This window comes from Paenibacillus sp. MMS20-IR301 (assembly GCF_032302195.1).
Classification (GTDB): Bacteria; Bacillota; Bacilli; order Paenibacillales; family Paenibacillaceae; genus Paenibacillus_AQ.
The window spans coordinates 1,934,310-1,953,460 of the sequence record NZ_CP135275.1; the positions used below are offsets into that span (position 1 = coordinate 1,934,310).

Annotated in this window: 14 protein-coding genes; 3 read left to right on the top strand and 11 right to left on the bottom strand. The window is 53.0% G+C overall.

Features of this window, described 5'->3' with window-relative positions; genetic code table 11:
* Positions 1-91: 91 nt before the first annotated feature.
* Positions 92-526, bottom strand: coding sequence for a divergent PAP2 family protein (locus tag LOS79_RS08545; RefSeq protein ID WP_315418145.1), 435 nt, complete (start codon positions 524-526; stop codon positions 92-94).
* 196 nt (positions 527-722) lie between these two features.
* Here LOS79_RS08545 and LOS79_RS08550 point away from each other — a divergent pair, with 196 nt between their 5' ends.
* A complete protein-coding gene (locus LOS79_RS08550) occupies positions 723-2,171 on the top strand; it encodes a hypothetical protein (protein ID WP_315418147.1) in 1,449 nt (482 codons plus the stop codon).
* Positions 2,172-2,179: 8 nt separating this feature from the next.
* Here the strand turns inward: LOS79_RS08550 and LOS79_RS08555 are convergent, their stop codons facing one another.
* Positions 2,180-2,704 carry a winged helix-turn-helix domain-containing protein gene (locus tag LOS79_RS08555; protein ID WP_315418150.1) on the bottom strand — a complete coding sequence of 175 codons (525 nt, stop codon included), beginning with the start codon at positions 2,702-2,704 and terminating at the stop codon, positions 2,180-2,182.
* A gap of 196 nt (positions 2,705-2,900) precedes the next feature.
* Here LOS79_RS08555 and LOS79_RS08560 point away from each other — a divergent pair, with 196 nt between their 5' ends.
* Positions 2,901-3,695 carry a MotE family protein gene (locus LOS79_RS08560; RefSeq protein ID WP_315418153.1) on the top strand — a complete coding sequence of 265 codons (795 nt, stop codon included), beginning with the start codon at positions 2,901-2,903 and terminating at the stop codon, positions 3,693-3,695.
* Positions 3,696-3,769: 74 nt separating this feature from the next.
* Here LOS79_RS08560 and LOS79_RS08565 read toward each other — a convergent pair whose 3' ends face one another.
* The 8 genes from LOS79_RS08565 to LOS79_RS08600 all read right to left on the bottom strand — a co-directional run bounded on the left by LOS79_RS08565 (position 3,770) and on the right by LOS79_RS08600 (position 16,269).
* Entirely contained in the window at positions 3,770-6,574 is a 2,805-nt protein-coding gene (locus LOS79_RS08565; RefSeq protein WP_315418156.1) for a DUF8487 domain-containing protein, read from the bottom strand.
* A gap of 11 nt (positions 6,575-6,585) precedes the next feature.
* Positions 6,586-8,190: a response regulator gene (locus tag LOS79_RS08570; RefSeq protein ID WP_315418159.1), complete on the bottom strand. Its 1,605-nt coding sequence runs from the start codon at positions 8,188-8,190 to the stop codon at positions 6,586-6,588.
* Between the two features lies 1 nt (position 8,191).
* Positions 8,192-9,979 carry a cache domain-containing sensor histidine kinase gene (locus tag LOS79_RS08575; RefSeq protein WP_315418162.1) on the bottom strand — a complete coding sequence of 596 codons (1,788 nt, stop codon included), beginning with the start codon at positions 9,977-9,979 and terminating at the stop codon, positions 8,192-8,194.
* 62 nt (positions 9,980-10,041) lie between these two features.
* Complete coding sequence (locus LOS79_RS08580) at positions 10,042-11,736, bottom strand: type 2 periplasmic-binding domain-containing protein (protein ID WP_315418165.1); 1,695 nt, start codon at positions 11,734-11,736, stop codon at positions 10,042-10,044.
* A 75-nt stretch (positions 11,737-11,811) separates the two neighbouring features.
* Positions 11,812-12,708 (bottom strand): carbohydrate ABC transporter permease, encoded by an 897-nt coding sequence (locus LOS79_RS08585; RefSeq protein ID WP_315418167.1) that lies wholly within the window; start codon positions 12,706-12,708, stop codon positions 11,812-11,814.
* 6 nt (positions 12,709-12,714) lie between these two features.
* The gene (locus tag LOS79_RS08590; protein ID WP_315418170.1) at positions 12,715-13,608 is read right to left on the bottom strand and encodes an ABC transporter permease; all 894 of its coding nucleotides are present in this window, start codon (positions 13,606-13,608) and stop codon (positions 12,715-12,717) included.
* A gap of 659 nt (positions 13,609-14,267) precedes the next feature.
* Entirely contained in the window at positions 14,268-15,248 is a 981-nt protein-coding gene (locus tag LOS79_RS08595; RefSeq protein WP_315418173.1) for an aldo/keto reductase, read from the bottom strand.
* 37 nt (positions 15,249-15,285) lie between these two features.
* Positions 15,286-16,269, bottom strand: a complete 984-nt coding sequence (locus tag LOS79_RS08600) for an aldo/keto reductase (RefSeq protein ID WP_315418175.1) — start codon at positions 16,267-16,269, stop codon at positions 15,286-15,288.
* 303 nt (positions 16,270-16,572) lie between these two features.
* Here LOS79_RS08600 and LOS79_RS08605 point away from each other — a divergent pair, with 303 nt between their 5' ends.
* The gene (locus LOS79_RS08605; RefSeq protein WP_315418178.1) at positions 16,573-17,490 is read left to right on the top strand and encodes an AraC family transcriptional regulator; all 918 of its coding nucleotides are present in this window, start codon (positions 16,573-16,575) and stop codon (positions 17,488-17,490) included.
* A 6-nt stretch (positions 17,491-17,496) separates the two neighbouring features.
* Here LOS79_RS08605 and LOS79_RS08610 read toward each other — a convergent pair whose 3' ends face one another.
* Positions 17,497-18,978 (bottom strand): Lsa family ABC-F type ribosomal protection protein, encoded by a 1,482-nt coding sequence (locus LOS79_RS08610; protein ID WP_315418180.1) that lies wholly within the window; start codon positions 18,976-18,978, stop codon positions 17,497-17,499.
* Positions 18,979-19,151 lie beyond the last annotated feature (173 nt).

A 19,151-nucleotide genomic window follows, 5' to 3' on the forward strand; every position in this document is an offset into this window, starting at 1 on the left:
GGACATCGGCCTGGCTCCTTGCTTTCTGTTGTATTCCGGATGTGCCTATTGTACAGCATTTCAGCCTTATGAAGACAAGGCTCTATAGGGATTATAGAATAAAGTTCAAGGTAACACTGGTTAAGACCCCTAATATCAGACCAGCCATGACTTCAAGCGGGCGGTGTCCCAGCAGCTCCTTTAACTGTCCGGCCTGCGCCTCGCCCCTTGCGCTTTCAGGCAAATGATGAGTGATCCGGTTGAGCAGCACTGCATGCATACCGGCATGACGGCGGATTCCTGCTGCATCATAGGCAGTAATGGTACAGACCACAGCGGCGATTGCAAAGAGCGAGGAGCCGAAGCCGTTGACAATGCCTACTGATGCCGCAAGGGCTGCTGCTGCTGCGGAATGTGAACTTGGCATTCCTCCGGTGCTGAAGCAGAGTCCCGGGTTCCATGTCCGGCGGGCAACCAGCTGTAAGGGGGCCTTGATCACTTGCGCCATAAGCATTGCAACTAAGGCGGAGAGGAGCGGAAAATTCATGATATTGTGCAAAGTAATAAGCCTCCTATGCATGTTTTGCTTGCTCTTCTTCACTTTAATGCCCAAGTATAAACTCTAAGTGAAACATTTCTTAACGAAATATTAATTTCACGCTAACCTGTCCTTTCTTACCGTCATTTAAGATTAAGCAGGTATAGTGGAGCCAGTCACAGCTATAACCCGGAGGATAACCATTATGAGATTCAGCAAATCCGCAGCTCTGTACAGTATTTTGATTGTGTGTATTGTCTTGCTCATGTTCCCTAAATATTCCTTCAATGATCCTGATACCTTCTGGCATATTGAGGTCGGCAAGTATATGATTCAGCACGGCCAGATTCTTCATCATGCAATCCACACGTTCTACGGCGACAAGCTGCCTTATGTGCCGCATGAAGCCGGCTTTCAGATTATCGTTGCCCTGCTCTATACGGGACTGGGCTGGCCGGGAATTTATATCCTGACCGCTGTATGCTTTTACATACTGATTCTCGGTCTAATCCGGCTCGGACATACTGCACGCAAGGAATCCGGACAACGCCAGGAGCATGCACTTCTGCTGCCGTTTGTCCTGCTTATTTCCTGCTGGATTTATTATAACTACTTCAAAGGCCGGCCGCAGATGATCTCCTCCGGTATGATTGTCTGGTTCTTCGTGTACTTGCGTGAGTATCAGCTGGAGCCCCGGCGGAAGTATGCGCTGCTTCTGGTTGCACTCTCCTGGGGTATTGCTAACTTCCACACCGGAGTCTGGCTGGTGATTGCTGTTTTTACAGGCATGGCCCTGCTGGAATCTATACTGAACCGGAGTGTGCGTTTACACCAAATCATCGTGTTCTGCCTGGTATGGACGATCGGTATTCTCAATCCGGGCGGGCTGAAGAGCCTGCTGTACATTTTGACAGTGACCCGTAACAACTTCAATCTGCTGATCAATGAATGGCAGCCTATTCAATTTAACAGCCTGGAGAATCTGCCTATTCTGCTCCTGCTGCTATTCTTTGCCTGCACCCTGCCGCTCTCCCTTCAAGGAAAGCCGTTTCGTTATTTCTTCATGCTTGGCATCCTCTATTTAGGAGTTTCTAACTTTAAGCAAAATCTGTTCATGTGGCTGTTTATTCCCTACTTCGCTGCTATATTCTTCGACTCTATTCCCATAAACCGCCTGCAGCTCTCTAAGAGTCTGGTCCGGTGGACGGTGCTGAAGCTCTGCCTCGCAGCCGGCCTCTCGGTGAATATAGCCTATCTGTTCCTTTTCCCTCCGGCTATAGACAGCCGTAACTATCCGGTGGACGAGATGAATTACATCCTTCAGCTGACTGAACCGGGAGTGCGTCCCAAGGTGCTCAGCCGGTACGGTTCCTCCGGTTACGTCATGTTCCGGGGCGGTGATGTGCTCTGTGACGGACGGCAGGATCCATTTATTACAAAAGCTTCAACCGGAGCGCTGGGCTGGACTGCCTTCGAACGCTCCATGTACGGATTCTCGGAATATCTCCCGGATATTGTGAAATATGACCAGCCGGATTATGTGATCGTGCATAGCAGTACGTCTCAAAAGCTGCTCAGCGGCTGGACCCGGGAGTTCGGACAGCCTGCCTTCAAAGGAACATATGGCAGCGTATTTGCTATTAAGCACAAGTAGCAGGACAATCAGTTACGGATAACATAACCGAGACCGCGGACAGTCTGGATAATACTTGGTTGTCCTGCGGCATCAATCTTGCTCCGCAGATAGCTGATATAGACATCAACGGCTTTGATATCCACCTCCGAGTCATATCCCCAGACGGATTCCAGCAGCAATTCCCGTGTCATTACCCGTCCTTTGTTCTTCAGCAGTGCTGCAAATATTTCAAACTCGCGTTTGGTCAGGCTGATTGGCTCTTCCCCCTTCATCAGCAGCCATCCGTCCGGATCGAGAACGATATCCCGGACAACGAGCAGACTGCTCTCCGGCAGAGCTCCGACTTTGCCCAGCAGGGAACGCATCCGTCTGAGCAGCTCTTCCAGGGCATGGGAATGCTCTATAACCGCTTCACTCCCGGTTGCACCGATTCTTTCCTCAAGAGCTACAGTTATTGAATATAACTCATGATGCAGCTCGGGTTCCGCGAACCGTACTGAATTCTGCCCTCTGCTGGCAGGCCCGCCAGTGACCGCTGGTAAATTGTTCATATTCGTCCTTTCCTGCTTCCTCTTAATGGTTTATTGATCTGTTTGTATAGCCAGTTTACTTGGCGTTTCTTAAAAAATTATTAATCCTTAGCTCTTCTTCACCCGAACCGGCATTTATCAGGCAATTCTAACGGATTCTTAATCTAGCGGTGCTATACTTTGCGGCGAAAGAGTACAGAAGAAGGAAGTGAATACAATGCCTCAAACAGCAAAGCCCGGCCCGCGCGGCAAACATAAAAAGGGATGGATTCTTCTCCTGATCCTTCTACTGCTCACGGCGCTGGCCGGTTTGTATTGGAAACCTGTAACGAAGCTTGCAGCTTCTATGCTGGACAAGGCTGCCAATGCCGCAGCAACTCCTCCGCCAGTTAACCAGGCTGCGGCGGATGCTGCATCTGTGCCGCCTGGTCCAAGCCCTACAGCTGGCGTCAAACCGTCACCGTCTGCGTCCGTAAGTCCGGCAGCTGCGGCAACAGCTCCGGCCAAGGCCAAGACAAGCACTGCGGTCAGCGAAGCCGTTGAAATCGCCAAAAGCTATGCCGCCATGCCGCCGGCCAAAGCAGCGGCAGTACTTCAGGCCCAAACACCTGAAGAAATCGTATATGCTATGGCTGAGATGCAGTCTATTGAAAGGGCACATATCTGGAGTAAGATGGACCCGGGAACCGTGGCAGATGTTGCCTACCGGCTGAAACGGTACTCCGAATGGACTGAAGAGGAGATTGCCCGGCTGAAGCAGCAGGTGTATGCCATCAAGCAGCAGGAGCTTCTTAAGACTCCTTCTAAGAACCTGGCCTTAACCTATGCACAGATGCCCCCGGCAGCCGCAGCCAAGCTTATAGATCAAATGCTGCAGACAGACAGCTCTCATACACTTGCGGTTATTGGCAATATGGAGAATGCGGCCCGAACACGGATTTTAACGGTTATGATTCAAGACCCGTCGCTGATGGATTCAGCGATTTCGATTACTGATTCACTATCGAAATAACTTATACGCCAAAAAGGGGTGTTCCTCCAGCCGGTTCTGGCTGTGGAATACCCCTATCAAATTGCTATTATCCCTTAACGGATCAGTCTGTTAACCTCTTCCGCCGTTGCCGTATATCCCGGCTTGAACTCTGCAGAATTCATATAAGTTGCAACGCTGGCCAAGAATTGTCTGCCCTCAGGAGTTTCGCCTACCTTAGCAGCATCCAGTGCGCAGATCAGCAGCTTGCCCGGTCCGACGCTGCATTCACTCAGGAAGCTCAGCTTATGGTTGCGCTCGAAATTATCGATCGTCTGCACAACCGGCATCCAGCGATGGTCCGCGTCATCCATGATAATGGATTTCGAGTTCTCGACAATAGTCCACCATGGATAGGTGGAATAGGCTTCACTCGGGAATTCCCGGAGCACCGGATGGGTATTATCAATTAACAGTCCCATCGTGCCGACCGGCACAGGCCGGTTCATGCTCTCTGAGATGGAACGGAACATCGGATAACACCAGAAGTCTGTGCAATAGTAGCCTTCCACTGCATTCTGCAGCAGCTCCGGCTGCGGCATAAGCAGCACATTTGCCCCTAGATCAAGCAGGGCCGTTGCTTCAGCAGTCAGCTTCTTGAACACGTGGATGCCGGCCAGCGGATTGCTGTTTTGCTCCGGGTAGATCCACAGGTCATAGCTCTTGCGGATATCGCTTCCCGCAATCTGCAGGGACAGCGTAGCCTTCTGCATGGTCTGCACCACCGGAAGGCTAACCTCCAGATCACAGATATCAATATAATGTGTCCCGGCCGGAACCGCAGCTTCGGCAGAACCTTCCGCATACGTATTTCCTTCTACAGCCAGCTCCCATTGAAGCTTGACCGTCTCCGGCATCCCGCTGCGGAAGCAGCTTAGCTCCACATGGGCAGTGAAGGCTTCGCCGGCGGCATAATTGAATTTCGGGAACCGCGCCAGCAGAACGGCATCATTACAGAAGGTGCGCCATTCCTCAGGACTGATCAGCCCTTTGGAATCCATGAAGGCATCCAGCACACCAACCAGCGCTGTACCCTGGCCGCTGAAATCCTGCAGGTCAAGCAGCTGGAAGCCGGCGAGTCTGCGTGAGCGGAAGGCCGCTTCCAGCTCTTCCTTGTAGCAGGCTACAGCCAGCTGGCCGGAGCTGGCGAAGAATTCGGCAGCCTGGTGGCCCATGCCCTTGCTCTCGAGCCGCTCCCTGAAGATAACGAAATTCTCCGCTTTAAGCGGGCCTGTATATTTCCCGATTTCTTCGAAATTAGGGAAGGTCGCATATTGTCCAATTTCGTGCGAGACCACCGGCACCTGCGGAATCCATTCCCCGGATTCTCCGCCAGCCTGTACAGCCTTGGCTTCGGTACCATACTGGATCAGAATTTCGCCGCCTGCCCCGGCTGCTCCCCCTTCGCCGTTCTGGAAGCCAGCAGGAACAATCTGATCATCATAATCCTTCATCGTGCCCGGAAGCGCCGTCTGGACATGGCCCAGCGGAGCATCGCACATGGCATAGGAGCCTCTGAACAGCCGGTCGCGGGTGAAGCGTACGCCGCTGAAGAAGTCATCATGCTCCAATACTTCAGGCACCCACTGATGGTTATTGGAGCCTTGGGTATAGAGCGGGCGGTCGTCGAACGCCTTATAATCTGCCAGGAAGGAATCAATCCGCTCCTTGCTGCCCCACAGCTCATTGCCGAGCGACATCATTACGAAGGACGGATGATTGCCGAATTCCCGGAGAATGGCATAGCCTTCGCTGATCAGGTAATCCTGCTCGGCCTGATTATGGCCTTCATCCGTTTCTACTGTAATTGTGCCCCAGAACGGCAGCTCCGGCTGCATGTAGATGCCAAGCAGATCCGCAGCAGTGAAGGCCGCTTCCGGCGGACAGCAGGTATGGAAGCGGTAATGGTTAATGCCGTACGATTTCGCAATCCCCAGAATCCGCAGCCATTCTTCAACATCTGTCGGAGCATATCCTGTGAGCGGGAAAATCAGGCCGTCATGCTTGCCGCGCAGGAAGGTCTGCTCGCCGTTGATGGAGAACTTGTCGCCATCAGCGCGGAAATCCTTCAGGCCGAAGAGAATCTCCTGCCGGTCGGCCGGAAGTCCGGCGCCGTTTCTCAGCTCCAAAGTTACAGTGTATAGACGGGGAGCAAATTCACTCCAGAGCAGTGCGTCTGCGCCAAGCTCATAACCAATCGAGAATTCACCTGGTGTAACGGCGTATTCACGCTCCTCCACCGTATGGGCAGTATCGCTGTTCAAGCTCTTGGCGGAGACGACAAGTACAGCCTCCTGCTCACTTTCCAGCGTTGCCGAGATCTGTACCAAGCGGGCAGGCAGATCGGACTTCAGCCGGATGCCGCTAAGCCTGGATTCCCCGTAGAACTGCAGCTCGATCCGGCCGGTAATCCCGTTCCAGTTGGTCTGGGTATCCGGCGAGGTCATATGTCCGCCCTTCGTCGGATAACCAGTGTTGTTCACCCGGATAGTAAGCGTATGGGTTCCCGGCAGCAGCTGCGGCAGCTCATATACATGCGCGGTGTTCAGGCTGTCACGGCTGCCGATCTCCCGGCCGTCCAGCCAGACTGTAGTAAGTCTTGTGCGTTCCAGGTATAACGAACCATTCTTGCCGGCCTGCTCCTCCGTAATCACAAACTCTCTGGAGTACCAGACCGGGCCTTCGAACAAATATTCATCCGTTAGAGCACCTACGAGCACCTCACGGTTCTTAGGTCCTTTGCGTGCATGGGATGTAGTTCCCGGCAGCGTAATCACATCGGTAAAAGGCAATACGAGTCCTTGCCCGTTCTCTTCCAGCTGCAGCTTCCATTCGCCTTCAAGGCTGATCTTTGACAGCACAATTATCACTCCTAATAATGGTAATCTCTATACTCTTGCGGGGTAGTGCCGGTATTTTTCTTAAACAGGAAAGTGAAATAAGCCGCGGTCTGAAAGCCTACCCGCTCTGCAACCTCGTACACCTTGATGCCCGGGTCCCGGAGCAGCTCCTTCGCCTTATTCATGCGCGTTTCCTGGACATAATCGGAGATCGTCTGGCCGGTTTCTTTTTTGAACAACACGCTTAGATAACTGGAATTCAGATGAAACTGCTCAGCCAGCTGCTTAACCGTCAGATTCTCCTGCAGATGTTCAGCCAGCTGCTGGCGGACCTGCTGGATCAGATGATGCTCCTTCACAGTCTGCTCCTGCTGCTTATGCAGTGTATAACGGGCGACATATTCCAGAACCACCTTCCGGACCTCCTCCATTCCCGTGCAGTCAATTAAGCGCTGCCACATCTGAATGTTCATTTCGGTGTCCGTCTCCTTGTTCCGTTTGAGCTTACGGGCAAGCTCACTGAGCAGACCCATTCCGAACGCCTGCACATAAGAGAAAGAGACAGGCTCTCCGGCCAGCATCACCTCAAACGCGTGAGCTGCATAAGCAGAAGCCTTACTGTTCTCTCCAAGCTCCAGCAGCTTGACAATTTCCGGGATGTATTCCTCACGCAGCCTGAAATCATGATATTCGTTCATCAGATGCCGGTCAAAATACACGATCTGCCCGAAGCCGGCCAGCCGCGCATCGGCAATCATATGCCGCACTTCCTTGTACAGGAGCGGAATTTCTGTCCAGCTGCGCGCTTCTCTGCTGATGCCTATCGTAACGGAAGTATGATACTGCTCCCGCAGTACTTCCTGAATGAAGCCCAGCTGCTTCTCCAGCCTGGCCCGTACCTGCGGAACCTCCTCCAGCACCAGCACGGCGGCTTCACCCGCGCCTGCCTTCCCGGTGTATACGCCGGAGAACCCGCCCAGCCCGAGCTTCACCGCATTCAGCAGTCCTTCGTCGAGCAGAATCTGCTCCTTGGCATCATGACTATTATGCAGGAAAAGACGGTCACAGTCGAACAGGAACAGCGTAGCCTGCCAATCCCCTGCCGGGAGATCGAGCAGACGCCGCCATGAATCGAGCAGCTCCTCACTGTGGACGGAGCCTCCGGTCAAATCCTTAACGAAACGCTCCAGCAGCACTTCCCGGCTCTCCGTTACTTTCTCCCTGAGCAGGGCGGTTTCCTGCTCCAGCTGTTTTTTCTTCTCGGCGGCTTCACGGATTGCCGTAAGCTTAAGCTCCAGTTCGTCTGTCTTCACCGGCTTAAGCACATAGGCTTTGGCTCCGAGGTGAATGGCCTCCTGCACGAATTCGAATTCATCGAAGCCGCTGATCATTATCGTCTGCAAGGACTGCTGCTGCGGATAATCAGTCTGGACTCTGGCCAGCAGCTCAATGCCGGTCATCCCGGGCATCGCCACATCGGTAATCAGTACATCCACTGAATTCGCCTGGAGTACAGCTAGCGCCTCCTCCCCGGAGCGGGCGGTCAGCGGCGGCTCATAGCCAAGCATCTCCCAGCGGATATGGCGGAGCAGGCCCTGAATTTGCATAGGTTCATCATCAACAATCAACGCGCGCATGCTATCCCTCCCCTTTTCTCAGCTCAGGACGCTCGTGACAGACTGGAATGGTAACCGTCACTGCGGTCCATTCCTCTTCTGCACTGTCGATTTCAAGACAGCCCTCCGGCCCGAAATACAGTGCAAGGCGTTCCCTGATATTTTTCATGCCGAACCCGTTTTTGGTCCCGCTGTACGTACCCGCCCGGATCTGCTCCAGCTTCTCTTTGCCGATGCCTTTCCCGTTATCAAAAATCTGCAGGCGCACCTTGTCGCCCCTGGCTTCAACTGTGATCTGAATGAACGCATCTGTCCTCGCCGTAATACCGCCATGCAGATAGCAGTTTTCCACAATCGGCTGCAGAATCAGCTTAATCGTGTAGAGATTCAGCACCTCCGGCTCCACCTGCCATTCAACCGACACCTGGCCGGGATACCGGAGCTGCTGAATGTCCAGATAAGCCCTCACATGCTCCAGCTCTTCGCTGAACCGGGTCACATTCACCTGATTGCTCAGGGCCAGCCGGTAAAAGGTCGTCAATGCGTCAATCGTGCGGATTTGCAGCTCATCCTGCAGATCCAGCGCCCGCCAGCGGATCAGGCTGAGTGAATTGTAGATGAAATGCGGGTTAATCTGCGCCTGGAGTGCCCGGAACGATTGCTCACGCTCTTTAAGCAGTGCATCAGTATGCTCTTCTACCAGCTTCCGGAGCCGCCCGGACATGGAATTGAACAACAGCTCCAGCTCACCCAGCTCATCATTATCGCGGTTCTTCACCTTTGCTTCGAAATACCCTTCAGAAATATCAGTCATCCGGGTCCCCAGCTTGCGGATACGCCAGATTACATTCTTCAGGACAATCATGATCAGGAAAATCGACAGCAGCAGGAAGAATGCGATACCGGCTGCGATATAATACAGAATGCGCCGGGACTGTTCCTCCAGCCGGTCAAGATGCACCAGCGCACCTACACGCCAGCCGGATTTGATCTCCTGTGTAATCAATACCGTCCCGTTATTCGTCCGTACGGTTCCGTCCGCCCTGCCCCAGTATTCGCTGAGCGAAGAGGAGGACAGGGGCGTGCCGATCTCGGACGGTTCTGAAGAGGCGATAATCCGCTCGTTGCCGTCTACGATATACATTTCTCCGGCCCCGTCAAAGGGATGGTCGAATGATTCGGCGAACACGCTTTTATAATTCAGCAGCAGATAGACAATTCCGTATACATCGCCGCTGCTGCTGAGGATTTTGTGTGATACCACCAGCTTATTCCGGTCATCTCCCGCGTTGGTCCATACCAGATTATCCGGTGAAGCCAGCCGCTCCGCGTACCAGTCCCGCTCAAGCATGCCTGAGAGCTTGCGGTCCTCCGGCTTCCACAGCAGTCCGCCGTCCTGCACAAGGCTGTCATTGGTATGGTAAATGCGGAAGTTCTCAATGCCCGGCAAATACTTGCTCGTCAGCAGGAAGGATCTGTCCACGTAATTAACGGTTCCCAATTGCTCAGTAATGTCTTCGTAGCTGCGGGAGATTCTGGAGATCAGCTCCCCGTCGGTCGCTGTCCGGGTTGCCAGCAGATCATAGCTTTGCTTGCGGAACTCAATGCTCTGGGCGCTCTGGCGCACCGCTTCCCTGATCGTCAGAATATAATTGGCCCTGACTGTCTGCAGCATCATGTAGCCGGCTCCTGCCGCCAGCAGCACTGTAGGAAGGAATACGATCAAGCCGTAGAACAGCACGATCTTGCTTCTCAGGTTCAGGGACCGGGTCATACGAATGATCCCTTTCTCTATACTTTGCTTAATCATATGCCCCTCCCATGAACTATAAAGGGAGCCCCCCTCTCTGATGAAGGGCGCTCCGTAATAGATTATTGCTGACCGCTGGCCTGCATTTCTTCCTGGTAGACAGTAAGCCACTCGGCCTTGACTTCACTCCAGTGTCCGCGTTTCTCCAGTGCTTCCTGGAACTCATTCCACTCCGCTTCGAACTTGGCATCATCTTTGGCCATGAGTACCTTAGCCCGGTATTCCTTGCGGATGTTCTCCAGCTCCAGCGTATATTTCTCCCATAATCCGCCCTGCTTTACCTCGACCAGATCATACGGCTCAGCTACACGGATGGTTCCCATCTTCCCGATAGCTTCGGTGAACTGAATCGTCTTGGCCGCACCTGCTTTTCCTCCGTCCTCCGTATTCCACCACGGATACCACTCGTTGCTGTAGGAGGAGGCCATGTACAGCTCCGGCGTAACCTTCGCCTTCTGGGCAGTATCACCGGAATTGCGTCCCTCTTTGTAGGTCTCATCCGTGAACTTCCATTTGCCCAGCGGCTGATCCACCCAGTCCCAGTACAAACCGGCCGGACCTTCATTAATCACCTGCTGCTGTTCAGGCTTCGGCTGCAGCGTGTAATCGAGGAATTTCAGAATGGCCTCCAGGTTCTTCGTCTTCTGGCTGATGTAGACATCGTAACCCGGATTCGGATTCGTCACCTGGTTGATGCCGAGCTTCTCTACCCCCGGTACTTGCGGAAAAGGAATAACCTCATAGAACCAGCCCGGCTCTGTAGGACCGTCCAGTGTCTCCCAGGCTGAGGCGTTAATGTTCCAGAAGCTGCCTACATTCAGTGCGACCCGGCCGGATTTATTCTTCTCCATATACTGCTCGGCCTTGTTCGTTACTACCTCAGGATCGATCAGCTTCTCCCGGTACAGCTTATTCATCCATTGATAGGCTGCCTTATAGTTCGGATCATCATATGCGAAGACAAATTGATCGCCCTGCTTCTGGATGCCGTTGCCGCCGGTGCTGACTCCGAACGCTGTCAGAATCGCATTCTCATCACTCCAGCCGAGGGAATCATTCGTATCCATCAGAAAGGACATCGGGAGAAGGGCTTTGCCTGAGGCATCCTTCTGTTCTGCCGCTTTCTTCAGGAAGGTCTCGATTCCATCCAGCGTGGACAAATCAGCCTTGGTCATACCCGCTTTCTCCAGCACATCCGTTCTGACGATCCAGCCTTGAGAGGCCCAGCCCGGCCAAGGGTCTTCCGGATTCTGGTCGAACCAGGTCGGGATGGACCAGATATGACCGTCTTCATCCTTCATCAGCTCGAGATATGGCTTCGGAATTGCAGCCAGGCCCGGATATTTATCCGGCATCTCGAAGTATTGCTCTACCGGCAGCACCTGTTTGGAGCGCCGCATCGCGCTTTTTACCGTTTCGTTCCGGCTGAAGATCGCTGCATCCTCAAATCCGCCTGTATTGATCTTCAGGTTAAGCGCTGTCATTGCATCGCCCTGAGTGCCCTCCAGCTTCACATCAACCCCGGGCTCCTGCTCCCGCCAATATTTCTGCACCAGACTGTCGTTATTGATGGTAGCCGTCCAGCCAAGCCAGAGATTGAAGGCGGTAGAACTGCTGGACGTCTGTGGAGCCGCCGTTTCATTCGCTGTACCGCTGTCGTTGACCGCCGCATTCCCTCCGGAACCGGAACATCCGCTGACGATGGCCAGCATGGCCGTCATAGTTAGAGCTGCAAGCCGGACTTGTTTGATTTTCACTGTAATACTCCCCCTGTACTGTTATTGTACTGCATTATAGAACTATGGCTAGCTATTGCGGGTTGCCTAACCGGCTCACCCTTTCACCGATCCCAGGAGAACGCCCTTGACGAAATATTTCTGCAGAAAAGGATATACACAGAGGATCGGCAGTGCGCTGACCATCACAACGGCCATTTTGATCGACATCAGCGTAATATTCTTCATCTGCGAGCTGCGGGCCAGTGCCTCCTGATTGTTGTTGGAGCCGAGCACCGCCGACAGGTCCTGCGCCGAGAGCAGCTGCTGCAGGAAGGTCTGCACGGGAATCAGATCCTGCTTGGTGACGAAGAACGCTCCGGCGAACCAGTCATTCCAATGGCCCACTGCGGTGAACAGGCCGAGAGCGGCAAGCATCGGTTTGGATAACGGGACAATAATCTGCATAAGGATGCGCACCGGCCCTGCCCCATCCAGCTCCGCCGATTCCACAAGCGCTTCCGGAATGCCCTGAATGAATTTCAGCATGACGAACATATTCCAGACGGAGAACAGTCCCGGCAGAATATATACCCAGAACGTATTGATCAGACCGAGATGATTCAGCTGGATGTAAAAGGGTACCAGCCCGCCGCTGAACAGCATCGTCAGCAGAATGTAGCTGAGTATCGTACTCCGCAACGGAAGCCCCCGGTAAGAGAGGCCGAAGGCCACCAGCAGGGTAACCAGCAGTCCGCCTATGGTGCCGATAACAGTTCTGCCCACGGTAATCAGATAAGAATGGCGGATGGTCTCGTTGCCGAGCACGATCTCGTAGTTGATCAGTGTGAAATTGCGCGGCCAGAGGTACACTCCGCCTTTGGCGGCGTCGGCCCCGTCATTCAGCGAGATGGCCAGCATGTACAGGAACGGATACAACACCGATATACACAATAAGGCGAGCAGTGCAACAATGATGTATTCCGCTATTTTTTCACCTCGGCTTGCCTTCATTTGTTGTCACCACAGTCCTTCCCCGTTAAGTTTTCTGGATAGCTGATTTGTGGATACGACCAGCGTCAGGCTGATTAGCGATGACAGGAGGCCTACAGCCGTCGCCATTCCGAAGTACCCCTGCTGTAAGCCGTTGCGGAGAATATAAGTATCGAGGACATCCGCAACACTCTGGTTGGCAGAGTTCATCAGCGGATAGATCTGATCCATTCCCACTGTGATTAAGCTGGGAATACTTAGAATCAGCACGATGGAGATCGTCGGCATAATTCCCGGAAGCGTGATATGGCGGATCTGGGCCAGCTTGCCGGCACCTTCAACCTTGGCCGATTCATACAGCTGCGGATCAATCGTTGTAATAGCCGCCAGATATAGGATCGTATTCCAGCCGGTTTCTTTCCATAGTCCGCTGAACACGACCATTGGCCGGAACCACTCTGTTGAGCCCAGGAAAAAGACCGGTTCGCCCCCTGCCTTCCCGATGAACTGATTGACCAGTCCCCCGTCCAGCGTCAGAAAGGACTGTAGGATATAGGCGACTACAATCCACGAGAAGAAATGCGGCAAATAGCTGACCGACTGGACAAAACGCTTGAACACCGGACGGGTAACCTCATTGATCAGAAGCGCCAGCAGAATCGGAGCCGGGAAGCCGAAGATGAACTTCAGCACCGAAATATACAGCGTATTCTGGACTACGGTCAGAAACTGCGGGTCTTCCAGGAATGAGAAGTTGCCGAAGCCCACCCACGCGCTGTTCCAGATCGAGGTGCCGATTTGGAAATCCTTGAAGGCAACCTGAATCCCGGCCATGGGGATATAACTGAACAGAAACAGCAGGATTACCCCGGGCAGGATCATCAAATATTGCCACCGGTACTTGTAGAATTTGTTGTACAATTGTCTCCCCCCTTGATACTTCTATCATATTAGGAATGCTGGAGGCCGCCTATATAACAACGGTTGGATATCTATCGCTCTGATTTGATCTTTTGAAGCGCTTACTATTGGGATGAGGGACAGAACACAATCGCCCTCAGGGCGTGTTCGCCCGGATGCCCTACGTTAGTTTGGCTGCTGCTCGATGTGCCAGCGATGGTGCTCCTGCTGTTTAACTGCTTCATCGTGCTGGCTGATGTTATCCGGCACACTGGTTGACGTTGTTCGGGTAGCTGTGGAGATGACTTTAAGTGGACAAACGTATCTTAATTTTTTGATTTTGGCTTCTTTTAGTATATTAAGTGGATAAATGTCATTTAATTTCTCACGTTTCCCCTACTTTGGGCGCTTTGCCGCAAATTAAGTGCTCTTTTTCCACCTGCTGTTTGACTGTCACCCCGCTGATGGCGCAGCAAGTGTAGAAAATCCAATTATTTCAGTGAATCCGGACTTCAGGCACCAGACGCTACTGTCCTTAAATTCTTAAGCCGTCTCTTCACTGTTAGTCACATTTTGGGCATTGTATTATTTTCTGTATAATGCAAAAAGCACGCACCGGAATCATACCGGCACGCGCTCAATGTAATGTTCTGATTAAGTTGTCTGCTGAAGGATTGCGCTTATAGGGCTCCTACAACCGGATGCGGCACGTAATGCTCTTCCAGCCGTGTAATTTCTTCAGGTGTCAGCTGAATATCGAGAGCTCCTACCGCATCAGTAAGATGCGACAGCTTCGTTGCCCCGATAATCGGCGCCGTCACTGGCTGCTTCTGCAGCACCCAGGCCAGTGCAACATGGATGCGCGGAATCCCGCGCTCCGCAGCAATGGCAGCCACCTGCTCGACGATCAGGCGGTCCGTATCTGCGGTAGCATCATATTTGGATTTCTGCACCTGGTCAGTTTCCGAACGCAAAGTGGATTCTGCCCAGTCCCGGGTCAGCCGGCCGGAAGCCAGCGGACTGTAAGGAATTACAGCGATGCCCTCCTCCTTGCATAGCGGCAGCATCTCACGTTCCTCTTCCCGGTAGATGAGATTCAGATGGTTCTGCATCGAGACGAACCTGGTCCAGCCATTCATTTCTGCAACATGCAGCGCCTTCTGGAACTGCCAGGCATACATCGCCGAAGCGCCAATGTAGCGGGCTTTGCCGGCTTTTACAACATCATGCAGGGCTTCCATCGTTTCCTCAATCGGCGTATTATAATCCCACCGGTGAATCTGGTACAGATCGACGTAATCCGTTCCCAGCCGTTTCAGGCTGTTGTCAATTTCACTCATAATCGCCTTACGGGACAGACCTGCTCCATTCGGCCCTTCATGCATACGGAAGAATACTTTGGTCGCCAGGACAATCTCATCACGGTTAGCCATATCCTTCAAGGCCCGTCCAACCATTTCTTCACTGGTTCCGTCTGCGTAGACATTCGCTGTATCAAAAAAGTTAATGCCGCTGTTCAGCGCTTCCTTGATGATGGTCCGGCTCGTCTCCTCTTCCAGCAGCCATGGATGATTCCAGCGCTTGGCATCGCCAAAGCTCATACAGCCCAGACACAGTCTGGAGACATCAAGACCGGTATTACCAAGTTTCGTATATTCCAATGTCGTTCCCTCCTAAATTTGCCGGCATTCCGGCTTCTTAGCTTAGATTCCCCATAATCGGATGCGGTACATAAGGCTCTTCCAGACTTGCTGTTTCCTCTGCGTCCAGCTTCACAGTAAGTGCAGCGGCCGCGTCCTCCAGATGCTGCAGCTTGGTAGCGCCGATGATTGGCGCAGTAACACCCTCCTGCTGCAGCACCCAGGCCAGCGCGACCTGTGCACGCGGAATATTCCGCCCTGCGGCAATTTCAGCAGCCCGTTCAATAATGAGCCGGTCCGCTTCAGCCATCTGCGAGTAAAAGGCCTTACCCACCTGATCCAGCTCGGAACGGGCGGTCTGTTCGTTATAGTCCCGGGTCAGCCGGCCTCGGGCCAGCGGACTCCAGGGGATAACGCCAACCCCCTCTTCACGGCAGAGCGGCAGCATCTCCCGTTCTTCTTCCCGGTAGAGCAGATTGAGCAGATTCTGCATGGAGACGAATTTCGTCCAGTTGTTGCTCCCGGCTACATGCTGTGCCTTCTGGAACTGCCAGGCATACATGGAGGATGCGCCAATGTAGCGGGCTTTGCCGGCCTTCACCACATCATGCAGGGCTTCCATCGTCTCTTCAACTGGTGTAGCCTGATCAAAGCGGTGAATCTGATACAGATCGACGTAGTCGGTTCCAAGCCGTTTCAGGCTGTGATCGATTTCGCTCATAATGGCCTTGCGGGACAATCCGCCGCCGTTCGGTCCAGGACGCATCCGGAAGAACACCTTGGTCGCAATGACCACTTCATCCCGGCTTGTCATTTCCTTCAGGGCCCGTCCCACAATTTCCTCACTGGTTCCGTCTGAGTAGATATTGGCCGTATCAAAGAAGTTAATCCCAAGCTCCAGCGCCCGCTTGATGAACGGCCGGCTCTCTGCTTCATTAAGCGACCACGGGGCCATTCCGCGTTCCGGCACCCCGTAGCTCATACAACCGAGGCATATCCGTGAGACGTCCAGCCCGCTGCGGCCAAGCTTTACATAATCCATGATCTCAGTCCCCGCCTTCCACCATACAATTTGAAGGCTGTAACTTCTTTCGACACAGTTGTGATCGACCAGAACTTACAGCAACTTGATGAATTACTCTTCTCTTATTGTGCATGCAGATAGCAGAAACCCGTTATCACAATAGTTGCAGATGATTGCCTATTCCTCCTGCTCCCATTAACACTTCCGCCGCAAATGCCCTATAATGAAACCATGTTAAGCTAAGTCGGCGCTTCCGAAGAGCACTCTGGCTTAGCCCAATTGAAGAAGAATAGGTTATCCAGACGTTGAGGAGGCTCCCCAGTGACCGAAGAAATTGTTACGAAAAAGAATGAGCTGTGCCGGCTGATTGAGCAGCACACCGGCCGGGACGGGGCTTTCGAGACCGCTGTTCCCGCGCTGTTTTTCATCCGTTACTCCAAGGCGAGTGAGCCGGCTTACAGAGTATATAATCCCTGCATGTGCTTTATAGCGCAAGGCGTGAAGGAGATCATGCTGGCACAGGAGCATTTTGTCTACACCCCTGCCGACTTCCTGGTAGCTTCCATGAATCTGCCTGTAGTCGGCCAGGTAATCAAGGCATCTCCCGAGATCCCATATTTAAGCTTCAAGCTGGAGTTCACGCAGAGTCAGATTCTGGAGGTTCTGCATGAAACACAGCTGCAGATTGTTACCCGGGAGAACGCCCGGCGGGCGCTGTTTGTCGGCTACATCGGCACCTCGCTGCTGGATGCCATTCTCCGGCTGGCCCGATTGCTTGATACTCCCAAAGACATTCCGTTCCTTGCTCCGCTGTATACGAAGGAAATACTATATAAGCTGCTTCAAGGCCCTTACGGTGTAACCCTCGCCCAGATTGCCATGGAAGGCAGCAGCACTTACCGGATCAGAGAAGCCATTGAGCAGATCATCAGCCATAGTGCCGAGGCGCTGCGGATAGACGAGTTGGCCGACATTGCTAATATGAGTGTATCCGCATTCCACCGGCATTTCAAAGAGGTTACAGCGATGAGCCCGATCCAGTTCCAGAAGCAGCTGCGCCTGCAGGAAGCCCGCCGCCTGCTGCTCGCAGAGTCAGCAGATGCTGCCGATGTGGCCTTCCGCGTCGGTTACGAAAGCGCCTCACAGTTCAGCCGTGAATATTCCCGGATGTTCGGCGCTCCTCCGCGGACAGACATCAAACGCCTGAAGGAGAAGTACGAGCTTCCGGTACAGATTTGAAAGGGTCTAGTCTAAACTATAATGCTTGGTAGCTATATTCCCGCAGAATTCCCGGTCATGCTCCACGAACAGAATCGTCGGCTCATATTCCAGCAGCAGCTCTTCAATCTGCATCCGGGAGATGACATCGACAAAGTTCAGCGGCTCATCCCACACATGCAGATGCACTTTCTCGCTGAGGCTGGCGGCAATCAGTACCTTCTTCTTCTGCCCGCCGCTGTATGTGGACATGTCTTTCTCGAACTGCAGCCGCGAGAAATCCAGCTTGCGCAGAATCGATTTGAACAGGCTCTCGTCAATCCCCTGCTCATAGGCGTATTCGCTCAGGCTGCCCTGCAGATGGGAAGTATCCTGGGATACATAGGAGATTGCAAGCTGGCTGTCCTTCCGCAGGCTGCCTGTATGGGTGATATTCTCCCCGCAGATCAGCTTCAGCAGACTTGATTTCCCTGAACCGTTAATGCCGGACAGGGCAATCCGGTCACCCTGCTCAATCGTAAAGCTTACATGCTCACACGCTGTCCGGCCGCCATACTGAACAGATATGTCATCCAGCTCCACGAGCTGCTGTTTATGATACGGAAGCTGCGAGATTTCCAGGCTGTCGGAGCTTTCCAGATTGCGGAGCAGCTTCGACTTCTCGGCAATAGCCGACTCCTGCCGCTGCTGGATGGATTTCGAGCGCTTCATCATTTTTGCCGCCTTGTGGCCGACATATCCCTTATCCAGCTTGGAGCCGGAGTTACGTGTGCCGTTCTTGGACTTCTCCACCTCATGCGCCCAGCCGCCGGTCCGCTTCGAAGAACCTGCTAACCGCTTGATATCTTTCCGCAGCTTCTCGTCTTCTGCCAGCTCGAAGTTATCCTGACGCGTCTTATTCTCCCACCAGCTGCTGAAATTTCCCTTTTGAATCTCGATATTCGTCTTGTTGATTGACAGAATATGGTCTACGCAGTTATCAAGGAAGGCCCGGTCATGCGAGACCAGAATATACCCGCTCTTCGTGCTGAGATAGTCACTGACCAGCTGGCGCGCCTTCATATCGAGATGGTTGGTCGGTTCGTCAATCAGCAGGAAGCTGTTCTCCTTAATGAACAATGCCGCCAGCAGCACCTTCGTCTGCTCTCCGTTCGACAAGGAATCAAACGGCCGGTACAGCACATCCTCGGCAACCTTCAGCAGATTAAGCTCACGCAGCAGCTGCCAGTGCACATAATCCGGATCAATCTCACTAATGACATCGATAGTCAGGCTCGATTTGTCCGCAACCGGAAACGGGAAGTATTCAAAGCTCACCTTCGCGGAGATCGTTCCGCTGTATTCGTATTTACCAAGCAGCAGATTCAGGAAGGTCGTCTTGCCCCGCCCGTTCCGGCCGGTGAAGCCCAGCTTCCAATCCGTATCCAGCTGGAAATTCACCTGTTCAAAAATATTATCGTATGTGCCCTCATAGGCAAACGTCAGATTGCTCACATTGATCAAAGACATATAAATATCCTCCTGTATCCAAAAATAAAAGCTGCAAGAAGGTTATCTTCTTACAGCTCAAATAAATACAGCAAACCCGGTCCAGCAAAATAAACGGACCCCGGGTAAGGATATATTGGTCTGAGTGATAAGATGTAGTAACCTTCCTGCATATAAAGCATAAAACGCGCGCC